The 13,792-nt window shown below is 64.3% G+C and carries 14 protein-coding genes; 5 read left to right on the forward strand and 9 right to left on the reverse strand.

All coding sequences use genetic code 11. The annotated features are described in order from the left end of the window. Nucleotides 1-13: 13 nt before the first annotated feature. The 5 genes from AC0L3H_RS27445 to AC0L3H_RS27465 all read left to right on the forward strand — a co-directional run bounded on the left by AC0L3H_RS27445 (nucleotide 14) and on the right by AC0L3H_RS27465 (nucleotide 5,312). Entirely contained in the window at nucleotides 14-1,195 is a 1,182-nt protein-coding gene (locus AC0L3H_RS27445; RefSeq protein WP_473587549.1) for an aldose 1-epimerase family protein, read from the forward strand. A 91-nt stretch (nucleotides 1,196-1,286) separates the two neighbouring features. Beyond that, a complete protein-coding gene (locus tag AC0L3H_RS27450) occupies nucleotides 1,287-2,375 on the forward strand; it encodes a fatty acid desaturase family protein (protein WP_473587550.1) in 1,089 nt (362 codons plus the stop codon). A 43-nt stretch (nucleotides 2,376-2,418) separates the two neighbouring features. Continuing rightward, nucleotides 2,419-2,730, forward strand: a complete 312-nt coding sequence (locus AC0L3H_RS27455) for a MocE family 2Fe-2S type ferredoxin (protein WP_091599142.1) — start codon at nucleotides 2,419-2,421, stop codon at nucleotides 2,728-2,730. 112 nt (nucleotides 2,731-2,842) lie between these two features. After that, the gene (locus AC0L3H_RS27460; RefSeq protein WP_473587551.1) at nucleotides 2,843-3,643 is read left to right on the forward strand and encodes a 3-methyl-2-oxobutanoate hydroxymethyltransferase; all 801 of its coding nucleotides are present in this window, start codon (nucleotides 2,843-2,845) and stop codon (nucleotides 3,641-3,643) included. Between the two features lie 232 nt (nucleotides 3,644-3,875). After that, complete coding sequence (locus AC0L3H_RS27465; RefSeq protein ID WP_473587552.1) at nucleotides 3,876-5,312, forward strand: DHA2 family efflux MFS transporter permease subunit; 1,437 nt, start codon at nucleotides 3,876-3,878, stop codon at nucleotides 5,310-5,312. 38 nt (nucleotides 5,313-5,350) lie between these two features. Here AC0L3H_RS27465 and AC0L3H_RS27470 read toward each other — a convergent pair whose 3' ends face one another. The 9 genes from AC0L3H_RS27470 to AC0L3H_RS27510 all read right to left on the reverse strand — a co-directional run bounded on the left by AC0L3H_RS27470 (nucleotide 5,351) and on the right by AC0L3H_RS27510 (nucleotide 13,529). Further along, nucleotides 5,351-6,238, reverse strand: coding sequence for an amidohydrolase family protein (locus tag AC0L3H_RS27470; RefSeq protein WP_473587562.1), 888 nt, complete (start codon nucleotides 6,236-6,238; stop codon nucleotides 5,351-5,353). Continuing rightward, nucleotides 6,238-7,374: a vWA domain-containing protein gene (locus tag AC0L3H_RS27475; RefSeq protein WP_473587563.1), complete on the reverse strand. Its 1,137-nt coding sequence runs from the start codon at nucleotides 7,372-7,374 to the stop codon at nucleotides 6,238-6,240. Before AC0L3H_RS27475 ends, AC0L3H_RS27470 begins: the two co-directional genes overlap by 1 nt. Before the next feature lie 92 nt (nucleotides 7,375-7,466). Further along, entirely contained in the window at nucleotides 7,467-8,363 is an 897-nt protein-coding gene (locus AC0L3H_RS27480) for an AAA family ATPase (protein ID WP_473587553.1), read from the reverse strand. Nucleotides 8,364-8,372: 9 nt separating this feature from the next. Then, the gene (locus AC0L3H_RS27485; protein ID WP_473587554.1) at nucleotides 8,373-9,377 is read right to left on the reverse strand and encodes a xanthine dehydrogenase family protein molybdopterin-binding subunit; all 1,005 of its coding nucleotides are present in this window, start codon (nucleotides 9,375-9,377) and stop codon (nucleotides 8,373-8,375) included. 1 nt (nucleotide 9,378) lies between these two features. Continuing rightward, nucleotides 9,379-10,746 (reverse strand): xanthine dehydrogenase family protein molybdopterin-binding subunit, encoded by a 1,368-nt coding sequence (locus AC0L3H_RS27490; RefSeq protein ID WP_473587555.1) that lies wholly within the window; start codon nucleotides 10,744-10,746, stop codon nucleotides 9,379-9,381. 14 nt (nucleotides 10,747-10,760) lie between these two features. After that, nucleotides 10,761-11,243: a (2Fe-2S)-binding protein gene (locus AC0L3H_RS27495; protein ID WP_473587556.1), complete on the reverse strand. Its 483-nt coding sequence runs from the start codon at nucleotides 11,241-11,243 to the stop codon at nucleotides 10,761-10,763. A gap of 48 nt (nucleotides 11,244-11,291) precedes the next feature. Continuing rightward, entirely contained in the window at nucleotides 11,292-12,086 is a 795-nt protein-coding gene (locus AC0L3H_RS27500) for an FAD binding domain-containing protein (protein WP_473587557.1), read from the reverse strand. A gap of 31 nt (nucleotides 12,087-12,117) precedes the next feature. Then, the gene (locus tag AC0L3H_RS27505) at nucleotides 12,118-12,561 is read right to left on the reverse strand and encodes an SRPBCC family protein (protein ID WP_473587558.1); all 444 of its coding nucleotides are present in this window, start codon (nucleotides 12,559-12,561) and stop codon (nucleotides 12,118-12,120) included. A gap of 140 nt (nucleotides 12,562-12,701) precedes the next feature. Beyond that, nucleotides 12,702-13,529, reverse strand: a complete 828-nt coding sequence (locus AC0L3H_RS27510; RefSeq protein ID WP_473587559.1) for an AraC family transcriptional regulator — start codon at nucleotides 13,527-13,529, stop codon at nucleotides 12,702-12,704. Nucleotides 13,530-13,792: the final 263 nt, after the last annotated feature.

A 13,792-nucleotide genomic window follows, 5' to 3' on the forward strand; every position in this document is an offset into this window, starting at 1 on the left:
AACTGGCCGTCACATGGTAGAGCTTTACGGCAAGACGCTTTCGCGCCGGCAGGTCTCAGAACGGTCCGGCATGCTGTCGCAGTTCGCCGGCGTGCGGCTGATGACGCTTGGCGACGGGGTGGAGCGCGGCATCCGCATGCTCGAATTCCGCACCGGCTCCGGCCTGCGCTTCACCGCGCTGGTCGACCGGGCGCTCGACATCGCCGATTGCGATTTTAGGGGCCAGGCGATCGGCTGGCATTCGCCGAGCGGCTTTCGCCATCCCGGCCTGCACGAATATGAAGGCGAGGAGGGGCTGGCCTGGGCGCGGTCGTTTTCCGGCCTGCTGCTGACCTGCGGCCTTGACCATATATTGTTCATGAACGAGGTCCCCGCCGACAGCTACAATTATCCGCCGAAGAAGACGGTGCGCCATTCGCTGCATGGCCGCGTCAGCACCATCCCGGCGCGATTGACCGGCTATGGCGAGACATGGGACGGCGACCGCTGCGTGCTGTGGGCCGAAGGCATCGTCCAGCAGTCGACGGTGTTCGGCGAGGATCTGCATCTGCTGCGGCGGATCGAGGCCGATGTCGGCGGCAACGAGATCCGGCTTTCGGACCGCGTCGTCAATCACGGTTTTAGCCGCACGCCGCATATGTACTTTTATCACATCAATGTCAGCCATCCGGTGCTCGACGAGGGCTCGCGCTATCTGGCGCCGATCCGCGACGTCGTCTGGGCGGGCCATGCCGGCGAGCGCTATGAAGCGCAGAAGGTCGGCTACCGCACGGCGCCGGCACCGCAACTGGGCTTCACGGAACAGGTCTGGCAGCACGAACTCGGCGCCGACGCCAACGGCGACGTGCCGGTGGCGGTGGTCAACGACCGTCTCGGCCTCGGTCTCGAAATCGTCACGCGCAAGCACCAGTTGCCTTGCGCCTATGAGTGGCAGAATTTCCGGGCTGGGCATTATGCGCTCGGCATCGAGCCGTCGACGCATCATGTACTGGGCAATCTGGCAGCGCGCGAACGCGGCGAGATGATCTGGCTGGAGCACGGCGAAAGCCGCTCCTACAATGCGGTGTTTCGGGTTCTCGACGGCGCCGCCGAGATCGCCGGCGCCGAGACCCGGATCGCAGCGATTGCCAGGCAGCCGCGGGAGGATTATCCGCGGCCATCGGGTCATTTTCCTGTTCTCGGAGGCAGGTCGTGACAATGACGAAGGCGATGCGAAACACCAGTTGGAAGGCTGGCCTCGGCCGGAGTGGAGAGGGCTCGCGGCCGTTCGGAAATTGGAGGTCACAATGGCTGGCAAGGTGAAGCGCGATTACAGCCTGGTCGGCGAAAGCACGCGGATTGCGATCGAAACCGGGCTAGCCTCGGCTGAGTGGTACCATACCGATGTGCCGCGCAAGACGATGAAGGAACTGATGCAACGTTCCGACAGTCCGGCAATCCGCGACACGGCCACCTGGCTGGGCGCCATCCTGGTCTCCGCCGCCGGCGGCGTTTACTTCTGGGGCACCTGGTGGTGCGTGCCGTTCTTCTTCGTCTATGGCGTGCTCTATGCCTCGGCCAGTGATTCGCGCTGGCACGAATGCGGCCACGGCACGGCTTTCCGCACGCGCTGGATGAATGATGTCGTCTACCAGATCGCCAGCTTCATGCTGATGCGCAATCCGGTGACCTGGCGTTGGAGCCATGCCAGGCACCACACCGACACGATCATCGTCGGACGCGATGCCGAAATCGCCGTGATGCGCCCGCCGGACCTTTTGCGTGCGGCGCTCGCCTTCACCGGTATTCTCGATTTTCGCTATTCGCTTCCGGCGCTGGTACGCCAAGCGTTCGGCAAGCTCACGCCCGACGAGAAAAGCTACGTGCCCGAGATGGAACAGCACAAGGCCGTCATCGCCGCGCGCTGGCATGTCGCCATCTACATCGCCACAATCGCCCTCGCGGTTTTCATGCAGTCGTGGATACCGCTGGTGCTGATCGGCGGGCCGCGCCTCTACGGCACCTGGCACATGGTGCTGACCGGCCTGCTGCAGCACATCGGTCTCGCCGACAATGTGGTCGATCACCGGCTCAACAGCCGGACCGTCTACATGAACCCGATCAGCCGGTTCATCTACTGGAACATGAACTACCACGTCGAGCATCACATGTTCCCGATGGTGCCCTATCACGCGCTGCCCAGGCTGCACGAATTGATCAGACACGATCTGCCGGAGCCGAACCCGTCGATGTGGCATGCCTATCGCGAGGTTTGGCCGGTCCTGCTCAGGCAGCTCAAATATGAGGACTATTTCCTCAAGCGCGAACTGCCGCCGACGGCACGGCCCTATCGTGGCGAGTTCCACGAAGTGAACATGTCGGCAGCAGCTGAATAGCACTGTGCAGCATAGCAAGGCGAAATTTCGGGAGAAAATAGAGATGGCCGATTGGGTCGAGGCGTGCACTGTGGACGATGTCGACGAAGAGGATGTCATCCGCTTCGATCATGACGGCCGCAGCTTCGCGATCTACCGTTCGCCGGATGACGAATTCTTCGCCACCGACGGCTTTTGCACACATGAAAAGGCGCATCTGGCCGATGGCCTTGTCATGGACGACATCATCGAATGCCCCAAGCACAATGGCCGCTTCAACTACAAGACCGGCCAGGCCAAGGGCGCGCCGGTCTGCGTCAATCTGCAGACCTATCCGGTGAAGGTCGAAGCTGGCAAGGTGATGATCCAGATCTAAAGCATTCCCGAAAAGTGCGAACTGGTTTTTGCTGCGCTGACCTTCGGTTCGAGATCATGCAAATTGATTCATGACCGGCCTTCCATTCACGTAACATAGGGGACCAGAATCGATGAGCCGGAAAAGACCGTCGGTGGCAGACCTGCGCGCCATGAAGGGCAAGCGGCAATTGACCATGCTGCGGGTGCTGACGATGGACGAGGCCGAGGCCGCCGAACGAGCCGGGGTCGACATAGTCTCGGTGCCGCCGGAACTGGTGCTCGATCCGCAATACCGCGATGCCGCACCCAGCCTGTTCACCATGCCGGGCGACAATTTCTACGAGATCGGCACAGCCGACGATTTCGTCCGCTGGGCGTTCCGGCTCTACAAGGCGAGCGCCGACGCGGTTTATTGCAGCGCCGGCTTTGCCACTGTCAAACGGCTGGCCGATGACAATATCCCGGTGATCGGCCATGTCGGCCTGATTCCGTCGCGCGCCACCTGGACCGGCGGCTTCAAGGCTGTCGGCAAAACCGCCGACAGCGCCATGCAGATTTTCGAGGCAGTCAAGCAATACGAAGCGGCCGGCGCGATCGGCGCCGAGATCGAAGTGGTGCCGGTCGAGGTGGCCAAGGCGATTTCGGAGCGAACCTCGCTGATCATGCTGTCGATGGGGGCCGGCACCGGCTGCGACGCGCAATATCTGTTCGCCGACGACATTCTTGGCCAGAACCGTGGCCACATGCCGCGCCATTCCAAGGTCTATCGCAATTTCGCCGCCGAATATGACCGCCTGCAGGCGGAACGCATCGCTGCTTTTTCCGAATATGTCGCCGACGTCAACAGCCTGGCCTATCCCGAAGACAAGCATGTGGTGCATATGGACCCGGATCAGCTCGGTCAGTTCATGGAGAAGATCGACGCCGGATGAGATGCTCCGGCCAAGACCTGCTGTGACCTTCTCCCACAACAAGGGGAGAAGGAAAGGGCGCACCGGCCGATATACCTTCTCTGCCGTGACTGGTCGCGAAACGACACGAAAGTTTGTTGGGCCATGTCTGGACGTCGTCGCCCAAATGCTGTTCAAACCGGTGCGTCATCGATTTGCCGGACAATCGCCTGGTTCCCAGTGGCGCGGGAAAAGCTTTCGTACAGTTCTGCACATGACCGCCATTCCCGAAAACAAAGCCTTGCCCGAAACAGCGACGGCGGCGCGGCAGGCGCGGCGCGTGGCATTGATCGTCGCCGTCGCCTTCTTCATGCAGCTTCTGGATTCGACGATCATCTCGACATCGCTGCCGCAGATGGGAGAATCCTTCGGCGTGCCGGCAGTGGCGATGAGCATCGGCATCACTGTCTACATGCTGACCATGGCGGTGTTCGTGCCGCTGTCCGGCTGGCTCGCCGACCGCTTCGGCGCGCGCAACATCTTCCTCGTGGCGATCGCCCTGTTCACGCTGGCCTCGATCGCCTGCGGCATCTCGCAGAACCTGACCCAGTTCGTCGCCGCGCGTGCCGTGCAGGGCTTGGGCAGTGCGCTGATGACACCGGTCGGCCGCATCCTGGTGCTGCGCAACGCCTCGAAGTCCGAGCTTCTCAACGCCACCGCGCTGATCACATGGCCGGCGCTGTTTGCGCCGGTGATCGGGCCGGTGCTTGGCGGCTTCATCACCACCTATCTGTCCTGGCACTGGAATTTCTTCATCAACATTCCGCTCGGCGCGGCCGGCCTGGCGCTGGTCGCTCGCTTCAACCCCGGCGATCGCGCTTCCGAAACCAGGCCGCTCGACTGGCCGGGCTTCCTTGTGACCTCGGTCGGGCTTGCCTCGATGCTCTACGGCCTCGAACGCATCGCCCATCCGCAAGACGGCACCTTGCCGACCGTGGCGCTGCTTGGCGCCGGCGTCCTGATCGGCTGGCTGGCCGTGCGGCACCTGGCGCGCGCCAAAAATCCGCTGCTCGACCTTGCTGCATTCAAGGTGCAGACTTTCGCCATATCGACGCTCTCGGCCGGCACCATTTTCCGGGTCTCCATCAACGCCACGCCGTTCCTGCTGCCGCTGCTGTTCCAGGTCGGCTTCGGCCTGAGACCCGTCGATGCCGGCATGCTGATCCTGGCTTATTTCCTCGGCAATCTCGGCATGAAGACGGTGACGACGCCGACGCTGAAGCGCTTCGGTTTCCGTTCGGTGCTGGTCGTCAACGGCGTGATCGCATCGCTATCGATCATAGCCTGCGCCGCGATATCGCCGCAGACCCCGCAAGCGCTGGTGGCGGCGCTGATGCTGATTGCCGGACTGACGCGGTCGATGCAGTTCACCGCGCTCAACACGCTCGCCTTCGCCGATATCGCTTCGGCGCAGCGCAGCTCGGCGGCGACGCTGTCCAGCATGCTGCAGCAGGTGGCGATGCTGTTCGGCGTGGCGGTGGCGGCGGCGCTGCTCAACCTGTCGCAGATCGCCAGGGCCGGGGCGGCGCCCGACCTTGTCGACTTCCGCCTCGCCTTCCTGGCGATCGGCGCCATCGGGCTCGTGGCCTCGTTCCGCTTCCTGGCGCTGCCGCGGGCCGCCGGCGCCGAGGTTTCGGGCCATCGGGCGTGACCTTCTCCCACAAGGGTGTTTGTAAGGGGGGCAGCGCGTCACACCGGCCGATATACCTTCTCCGCTGTGTTCCAAAAAATGTCCGCCTCTGCCGCCGCACCATGCTTGGCTGCCGCCTCCCGGTGCGCCTTGATCAGTTCGGCATGGCTGGTCCATAGCTTTTCGATCGGGAAGTTGGAGCCGAACATCAGACGGTCGCTGCCGAGGATGTCGATTGCGTTGTCGACGATGTAGGCGATCAGCGCCGGGTCGTTGCGGTGGACGAAGGTGCCGAGGCCGGACAGCTTGGCGTAGAGGTTTGGCGCTGCTGAAAGCGTGCGCAGGCCGGCCTTCCAGGCTTGCGTGGTTTCCTCCGACATGTCGGTCAGCATGCCGGCATGGGTGAGGATGAAGTTGATCTCGGGATTTTCGCCGACAAGCGTCAGCCCGTCCTTCATCTGGGCCGGGAAAAGCTGCAGGTCGAAGGACAGGCCATAGTCCTTCAGCCGCGCCACATTGGCCCGCACCTTCGGGTCGACGACCTGATCGGCGGACGCGGCAAAGCGGAAGGCCGGCGTTTCGTGCCAGTGCAATTGCATGCGCACGCCGCGCAGCAGGGGGTATTTGATCAGACGGTCGACCTGATGGCGCACATCGTCCACCGTCATGTCGGCATAGCCGACGATGGCATGCGGCCAACCGGTTTCGTTAGCCGTCGTCTGCAGCAAGGCGACTTCTTTCTCGAAATCCTCCTTGGCCCAGTTGGTCTGGACGTAGACCGCCTTCTCGACGCCAGAGCTTTGCTGGTCGGCGAGGAATTCCTCTATCGGGTAGTCGCGGCGGATCGGCTCGTAGGGCCCAAAAATGCGCGGCACCATCGGCCCGCGCAGCCAGGGCTGGTCCTCTCGGCGCCAGATGTGGAAATGCGCGTCTATCGCCTTCTGCATCATGAAACCCTTTTCCAGATTGCTGCCGCCGCCGGAGCGGGGCGGGCGAGCGACAGGATGAAATCGCTGAGACCGGCGATCGAAGAACCGTCGACCAGATCGTCGAGCACCGGCAGGATGGCGCGAAGTGCTGCCGTCGCCGGCCGGAAACGCGGATCGCCGGCCAGCGGCGTCGCCAGCGACAGGCGGAAGGCGCGGGCGCTCAGCCGGCGCATCGCCATTTCCAGCTCGGCATGATCGCCGCGCTCCAGCGCATCCGACAGGATGATGACCGCCGCCCCGCGCGCGAATGCGGAAAAGCGCGGCACCGACAGGAAGGCGAGCAGCGTCGGTCCCATGCGGGTGCCGCCGTCCCAGTCGTCGACCAGTGCTGCCACCCGCGCCAGCGCCTGGTCGCGGTCGCGAATGCGCAGCGCCGCGGTGATGCGGGTCAGCCGCGTGCCGAAGGTGAAAATTTCGGCCCGGTCCGCGCCTTGCACCGCTGCATGCGCCAGCTTGAGATAGTCCGATGTATAGAGCTTCATCGAGCCGGACACGTCGATCAGCAGCAAAAGCTTGCGCGGCACGGTCTGCCGGCGGCGCAGCAGCGGCGACGGTATATCGCCGTCGGCACTGACGATTTCCCGCAGCGAGCGGCGCAGATCGAGCTTTCCGCGCGTGTGCGTGCGCACGGTGCGGAAGGAGCGACGGGCGGGCAAAGCGGTAGCGAGCTTGCGGCGGAAGGCGGCAAGGCCGTCGCCGTCACGCTGGAAGTTGCGGGCGCTCAACTGTTCGGCGCCGGACGATAGCGCACCGCCTTCCGCCTGACGCGCCACCTCGTAGTCCTCGTCGCTGGCGCCGCCGTCATCCTTGATGCGGGTTTCCTCGTCAGCCTCGCCCTCGACGAGGGCAGCCGTGTCGCCGTAGAAATAGCTCCGGAAATGCGCCTCGAATTCGTCGCGGCGGTCGGGCGGCGGCGCCAGCGTGGCAAGCGCCGCCTCGTGGATGTCGGCCATCGAGCGGGGCCCGAGCAGCGTCACCGCCTGCATGAAGCCTGACACCTGCTCGGGCGCAACCGGAAAGCCATAGCGGCGCAGCAGCCGGCCAAAACCGAGCAGAGGTGCTGCGGCGCGGGGCAAGCTTTCTTTCCGCATCATTCCTTCGCGGGCGCTGTCCCGCCAGCGGTGAGGTCGATCCGTATTCGGCCGCCCCGCCGTGAACGGGGAGAAGGGGTCGTTGACGTCGCGTGTCACGCCAATGCCTCCTCGACGATCCGGCCAAGCTCGGGGGCGATGTAGGACAGGTCCTCCTCGTCCTTGATCAGCACGCCGATGGCGCGGCGGAACGCTTCCGGCCACGGGCTGCCGCCCTTTTCGAGGATCGTCGCGGCGTTCGCCCATTCGACCGCTTCGGCGATGCCCGGCGGCTTGGCCAGCGGGCGGGCGCGGATGTCGCGCACGGCCATAGCCACGGCGCGCGCCGTGGCGTTGGCGACGTCGCCGGCGCGCAGCATGATGATTTCGGCCTCGCGCTCGGCGTCGGGATAGGTGATCCAGTGGTAGACGCAGCGCCGCCGCAGCGCCTCCGCCAGCTCGCGGGTGCGGTTCGAGGTCAGGATGACGATCGGCTGCGCTTTGGCGCGGATGGTGCCGCGCTCGGGAATGCTGATCTGGAAGTCGGACAGGAATTCCAGCAGCAGCGCTTCGAACTCATGGTCGGAACGGTCGATCTCGTCGACCAGCAGCACGCGCTTTTCCGGCGCCTTCAGCACCTGCAGCAGCGGCCGTGCGATCAAAAAACGGTCGTCATAGATGTCGACCTCCTGCTCGCCGGCATGGCGGATGGCGAGCAACTGGCGCTGGTAGTTCCATTCGTAGAGCGCGTGTGCTGCGTCGATGCCTTCGTAGCATTGCAGCCGCACCAGGTCGCGCCCGAGCAGTTCGGCTATCGCCTTGGCCGCTTCGGTCTTGCCGACGCCCGGCGCGCCTTCGAGCAGCAGCGGCTTGCCCAGCCGGATCGCCAGGAAAATGGCGGTGGCCAGGCTTTCATCGGCCAGATAGCGCGAGGCGGCGAGGCGCGATGCCACCGCCTCCGGCGAGATCACGACAGTGTCGGCGCTTCTAGCCCGGGCGCTTCTTTTGGGCATTTCCAGCACTCAGTTCGAGGCTTGCGCCTTCAGCGCCCGCAGGATGCGTTCCGGCGTGATCGGCAGCGTGTCGATGCGCACGCCGACGGCGTCGAAGACCGCGTTGGCGACCGCCGGGATTTGCGGGTTGGCGCACATTTCGCCCGGCCCCTTGGCGCCAAAGGGTCCGTCGGCCGAGGGCCTCTCCAGCACGATGATCTCGGTTTGCGCAAGATCACCTGGTCCCGGCATCAGATACTGGTTGAAGTCGGTGCCGCCATGATCGCGGTCGGGGTAATAGGGTTCCGTCGTCTCGTAGAGCGCGTGGCTGATGCCCATCCACGAGCCGCCGACGAGCTGCTGCTCGACCATTTTCGGGTTCAGCGCGCGGCCGATCTCGAAGACATTCTTCACCGTCAGCACGGTGACCTCGCCGGTCTCGTCGTCGACCTCGACCTCGGCCACGGTGCAGGCATGGGCGTAGCAGGTCGACGGTTTCATCGCGCCAGTCTCCTTCTCCGGATAAGAGCGCGGGATGAGAAACATGCCGCGGCCGGAAATCGAGCGGCCGCGCTTGAAATGCGCCGACAGCGCGACATCGAAGATCGAGATCGATCTTTGCGGCGCACCCTTGACCAGGATGTTGCCCTGGCCGTCGGTCTCGAGGTCCGAGGCGTTCACTTCCAGTTCCTCGGCCGCCACTTCCAGCATCACCTGGCGGGCTTCCCTGGCCGCCTGGATGACGGCGTTGCCGGCGCGATGTGTGCCGCGCGAGGCGAAGGTGCCCATGCAGTGCGGGCCGGTGTCGGTGTCGGCGGTGTCGACAACAACGCGGTCGGTCGGCACGCCGACCGTCTCGGCACAGATCTGCGCCATGATCTGCTTCATGCCCTGGCCGAGATCGACGCTCGACAGCGTTACCATGAAATTGCCGGTCGGCGTCGAATGGACCAGCGCCTGGGTTGGATCGCCGCCGAGGTTCATGCCTGTCGGATAGTTGATCGCGGCGACGCCGCGCCCGCGCCTGATCGCCATTTCAAGCTCCCTTCGCGTAGGACGACATCGCCATGAATTTTTCCGCCACCGGCCAGTTGGCGGCGCGCGAGGCTTCCTGCATGCACTCGATCAGAGCCGCGCCCTCGGTCGGCTGGCGGTGCGCCTTCATGTCGCCGTCGCGGTAGGCGTTGATGAAGCGGAATTCTAGCGGGTCCATGCCGATCAGCCGGGCGAGCTTGTCCATCTGCACCTCAAGCGCGAAATCGCCGATGGTGACGCCGAAGCCGCGCATGGCGGAGGAGGGAGTGCGGTTGGTGTAGACGCAGTAGGTGTCGATCCAGACATTCGGGATGGTGTAAGGGCCGGGATAGTGGCCGGCGCCCTTCTGCGCGCCATAGGGCGAATGGCGCGAATAGGCCCCGGCATCGGTGTAGCCGGTGACTTTTCTGGCGACGATGCGGCCATCCTTCATGACGCCGTCCTTGATGACGACCTTTTCGGCGGCGCGCGGCGAGGAAATCTGCATCTCCTCCTCGCGGCTGTAGATGAAGGAGACCGGCCGCCCGGTCAGCTTGGCGCCGAGGATGGCGATCGGCTCGACGATGACGTCGACCTTGCCGCCAAAGCCGCCGCCGACGGTGCCGCCGACGAAATGCAGTCTGTTGCCGGGCATCTGCAGGATGATCGAGGCGTTGTCGAGGGTGAAGAACATCGCCTGCGTATTGGTGTAGCAGGTGAAGCGGTCGTCGCCCTCCGGCGCGACGATGCAGCCGGTCGTCTCGGTAGGCGCGTGCTCGATCGGCGATGATTGATAGGTCTGTTCGAGCACGTGATCGGCGCCGGCAAAACCGGCCTCGACATCACCGAAGCGCACCTTGCGGCATTCGCCGCTGTCATAGAGGTAATAATTCCGGCCGTGATATTCGTTGACAACAGGCGCGCCGGGCTTCAACGCTTCTTCCATGTCGAAAACGGCCGGCAGCACCTCGTAGTCGACCTTGACCTTGGCCGCCGCTTCCTGGGCGGCACGCTCGGTCTCGGCCAGCACCGCCACCACGGCTTCGCCCTTCCAGCGCACCTTGCCGTCGGCCAGTACCGTCTCGTCCTCCGGGCCGATCTGGATCAGGATCAGGATGGTGTAGACATTGTGCGGCACGTCCTTGGCGGTCAGGATTTTCACCACGCCCGGATGCTTTTCCGCCTCTGAAGTGTCGATGCTGCGGATGCGGGCGTGATGATGCGGGCTGCGCACCATCTTCAGATGCAGCATGCCGGGAAAATTGCGGTCGGCGAAATAGGCGGTCTTGCCGGTGACGTGGGCGGGCGAATCGGAGCGCGGCCGCGGTTGGCCGATCTCGTGCAGATCGTCCGTGCGCTGGTCGGCGAAATAGCTCTTGCGGAGTTCCATTTTTTCGACTCCCCTCAAGCTGCGTTCTGCGAATTGGACCGCGCGGCGGTCAGCACCGCCTGGATGATCGGCTCGTAGCCGGTGCAGCGGCAGATATTGCCCGACAGCGCCTCGACCACCTCGTCGCGGCTGGGGTCCGGCGTGTGGTCGAGCAGCACCTTGGCGGCCATGATCATGCCCGGCGTGCAGAAGCCGCATTGCGTGGCGAAGGCGTCGAGGAAGGCGCGCTGCAAAGGATGCAGCACGCCGCCTTGCGAAAGCCCCGATGTCGTGGTGACCGCCGCACCGTTGCAGGTTTCGGCGAGCGTCAGGCAGGACAGCCGCAACTCGCCGTCGATGATCACCGAGCAGGCGCCGCATGTGCCCTGATGGCAGCCGCCTTTCGGCGAGGTGTCGCCGACCTTGTCGCGCAGCGCATTGAGCAGCGTCGTGCCGCTGTCGATGAATTCGGCCTTCTCCGCGCCGTTGAGCGTGAACTGAACCGGGATCTTTGCCATCTTTTACTCCTTGCGCCGCAGCCAGGCGGAGATGCGCGCCATCGGCTTTCAGGCGAGCAAAAGCCGGCCGAGATGGACCGGCAGGACTTCGTTGCGATACCAGGCACTGGCGATCGGATCGGTAATGGGCGAGGTGCCGTCGCTCGCAACGGCAAGTGCCGGCGCGATGCCGTCGCTGGTGAGTTTCCTGCCGAGCAGCGCCTTCTCCGCCGCCTTGGCGCGCATCGGCCGGTCGGCCATGCAGCCAAGCGCGATGTGCGCCGATGACACGGTTCCGTCCGGCGCTCGTTCCAGCACGGCGGCGATGCTCAGCACCGAGACGCCCTTCGGCTTGACCCTCGATATTTTCAGGAAGCGAAAGCCGCCTTCCAGTGGCAAGCTGAAGCCGACCGAAGTGACGATGGCGTGATTGTCTTCGCGTTTTGCCAGGAAGGTTTCGATCGGCACCTCGCCGTCATCGGTGCCGACGGTTGCGCCCAGTGCCAGCAGCGCGACGGTGAAATCGCCATAGGGCGCCGGGGCAAAGAGATTGCCGCCGATGGTCGCCATGTTGCGGATCGCCGGGCCGCCGACGGCGCGCGCCGCGCGGGCAAGGGAAGACAGATCCGGGTGACGGGCGATCGCCGCCATGGTCACCGAAGCGCCGATGCGGACCTCCCTGCCGGAAACAGTGATGGCCGACAGCGCCGGTTCGGTCGACCTGATGAGGCCGGAGACCAAAACGTCGCCTTCATTGGCGGCGCGCACGACCAGCGTGCCGCCGCCGAGATAGCGGGTGCCGGCGGCTTTCAGCGCCGCGTTAGCGTCCTTGACCGTCGAGAAAGTCTGCAGTGCAAGCGCCATGGAACGCTCCTTTTTGTGAGTCCCATTCGGCTCAACCCTGGCCGGCGAAATGGGTCTTAAGGGCATTAAAGCCGCCCTGGAAGACATTGGCGCCCATGCCCTCGGCCAGCTTGTCGGCTTCCTCTGGAGCCGCGTCGAAGCTGGCGGTCCATTCGGCATAGGTGCGGTCGCCATCGGTCACCCGGCGCAGCCGCAGCGTCGCCTGGTGGTTGGTCAGCGGCTGCGGCGTCTCCAGGATGGAGTAGCTGACGAGGAAATTGTCGTCGGAGAAGTCGAGCAGCTTCTCGCGGATGCGGGCGCCGCTGGCGAGCTGAAAGTTGCGCACGCAGCCGATCGTGCCGGCGTCCTTGCCGTCCTCGATATGGCTTTCGACCATGCGCGGGTGCCAGTTCGGCAAACCATTGAAATCGCGTATGCGCGCCCAGACCTTTTCGACCGGTGCGTCGATGACGCTGGAGACGGTGACTTTCGCCATATGATTGCTTCCCTTGCAGATAGCTGTGTCGCGAGGGTAGGGCGGCGAGCCCGGCAGCACTTATCAATGCGTCTTGAACGCCTATCAATAAGTCTGAAAAAAACCGGCAATCTGAAAAAAACGGGCAGTGTGAAAATGGCTCAGGAGATGGCCCGCGCCGCCTCGCGATAGAGTGTCGGCGGAACGCCGACATGGTCGCGGAAGAAGCGCGAGAAATTGCCCTGCGTGGTGAAGCCGAGATTGCAGGCGACCGAGATCAGCGGTTCCTGCGACCACTGCAACTGCCGCACCGCTTCCTCCATGCGCAGCGTGTTCCAGTAGACATTGGGCGTCAGATTGGTCTGCTCCTTGAACAGCGCGAAGAAATGCGGCCGCGACAGGCCGACGCAGCGCGCCACCTCGTCGAAGCAGATGCGTTCGCAGACATTGGCCTTCATCAGCTGGATCGCCTTGCGGACACGAAAATCCTGCACGCTGTGGACGCGGGCGCGCGCCACTTGTGGCGCCGAGGCGTCGGCGGCGTCGAGCACGCTGTCGATGAAGCGCTCGATCTCGTAATTGGCGATGTCGTCGATGCTCTCATTGTCGCTGAGATGGTCGAGAAGATTGGCTGCCGCCTTGTGCAGCCACGGCTCCAGCGTGATCGCCGGTGCCGAAAACAGCGGCGCGGTCGACGGCAGCTCGCGGCGCCGGCGCGCCCAGTCCGGATCGATGTAGAAAGCGAGGAACAGGCCGGGCCGGCCGTCGCGGGACAAGGCGTGGCTGTGCGGCTGGAAGGAATTGATGCCGGCGGCGGTGCCGGGCCCAAGCCGCACCGTCTCGCGGCCGATGGTCATCTCGCCGGCCGTGCCTTCCAGCCAGATGATGATATGCGCCTCGACATGAGCATGGGTGACGAAGTCGCTGGCGACGTTCAGGACAGAAACATGTCCGAACCGGCCCCAGTAGAGCCTGATCGCTTCCGTCATGGGTATATCCTCCCGCAGGCGACTGGCCTCCCTTCTCCTGCAATCGGGATAGTGCTGCTCAGTCCGGGCCTGCGTCAAGGCGCATGTGCGCGCCTGGCGCCGGCCACGCGGCGTGCCGGCCGATTTTCAGACTGAGCGATAGGAGCGCGTCCCCTTCTCCCCCTGTGGGAGAAGGTGGATCGGCGCGCTAGAGCGGGATGAAGAGAGGCTGAATCGAAGGGGGATTCCCAAATCAGCGGGGATTTGATTCAACATGCTGGCTG

It is taken from the genome of Mesorhizobium sp. WSM4816, from assembly GCF_055811535.1.

Coding starts and splice junctions, on each gene's coding strand:
- AC0L3H_RS27510 (WP_473587559.1), bottom strand. CDS start 13,529: ATGACGGAAGCGATCAGGCTCTACTGGGGCCGGTTCGGACATGTTTCT.
- AC0L3H_RS27445 (WP_473587549.1), top strand. CDS start 14: ATGGTAGAGCTTTACGGCAAGACGCTTTCGCGCCGGCAGGTCTCAGAA.
- AC0L3H_RS27455 (WP_091599142.1), top strand. CDS start 2,419: ATGGCCGATTGGGTCGAGGCGTGCACTGTGGACGATGTCGACGAAGAG.
- AC0L3H_RS27480 (WP_473587553.1), bottom strand. CDS start 8,363: ATGCCCAAAAGAAGCGCCCGGGCTAGAAGCGCCGACACTGTCGTGATC.
- AC0L3H_RS27450 (WP_473587550.1), top strand. CDS start 1,287: ATGGCTGGCAAGGTGAAGCGCGATTACAGCCTGGTCGGCGAAAGCACG.
- AC0L3H_RS27465 (WP_473587552.1), top strand. CDS start 3,876: ATGACCGCCATTCCCGAAAACAAAGCCTTGCCCGAAACAGCGACGGCG.
- AC0L3H_RS27490 (WP_473587555.1), bottom strand. CDS start 10,746: ATGGAACTCCGCAAGAGCTATTTCGCCGACCAGCGCACGGACGATCTG.
- AC0L3H_RS27505 (WP_473587558.1), bottom strand. CDS start 12,561: ATGGCGAAAGTCACCGTCTCCAGCGTCATCGACGCACCGGTCGAAAAG.
- AC0L3H_RS27500 (WP_473587557.1), bottom strand. CDS start 12,086: ATGGCGCTTGCACTGCAGACTTTCTCGACGGTCAAGGACGCTAACGCG.
- AC0L3H_RS27475 (WP_473587563.1), bottom strand. CDS start 7,374: ATGATGCGGAAAGAAAGCTTGCCCCGCGCCGCAGCACCTCTGCTCGGT.
- AC0L3H_RS27485 (WP_473587554.1), bottom strand. CDS start 9,377: ATGGCGATCAGGCGCGGGCGCGGCGTCGCCGCGATCAACTATCCGACA.
- AC0L3H_RS27495 (WP_473587556.1), bottom strand. CDS start 11,243: ATGGCAAAGATCCCGGTTCAGTTCACGCTCAACGGCGCGGAGAAGGCC.
- AC0L3H_RS27470 (WP_473587562.1), bottom strand. CDS start 6,238: ATGCAGAAGGCGATAGACGCGCATTTCCACATCTGGCGCCGAGAGGAC.
- AC0L3H_RS27460 (WP_473587551.1), top strand. CDS start 2,843: ATGAGCCGGAAAAGACCGTCGGTGGCAGACCTGCGCGCCATGAAGGGC.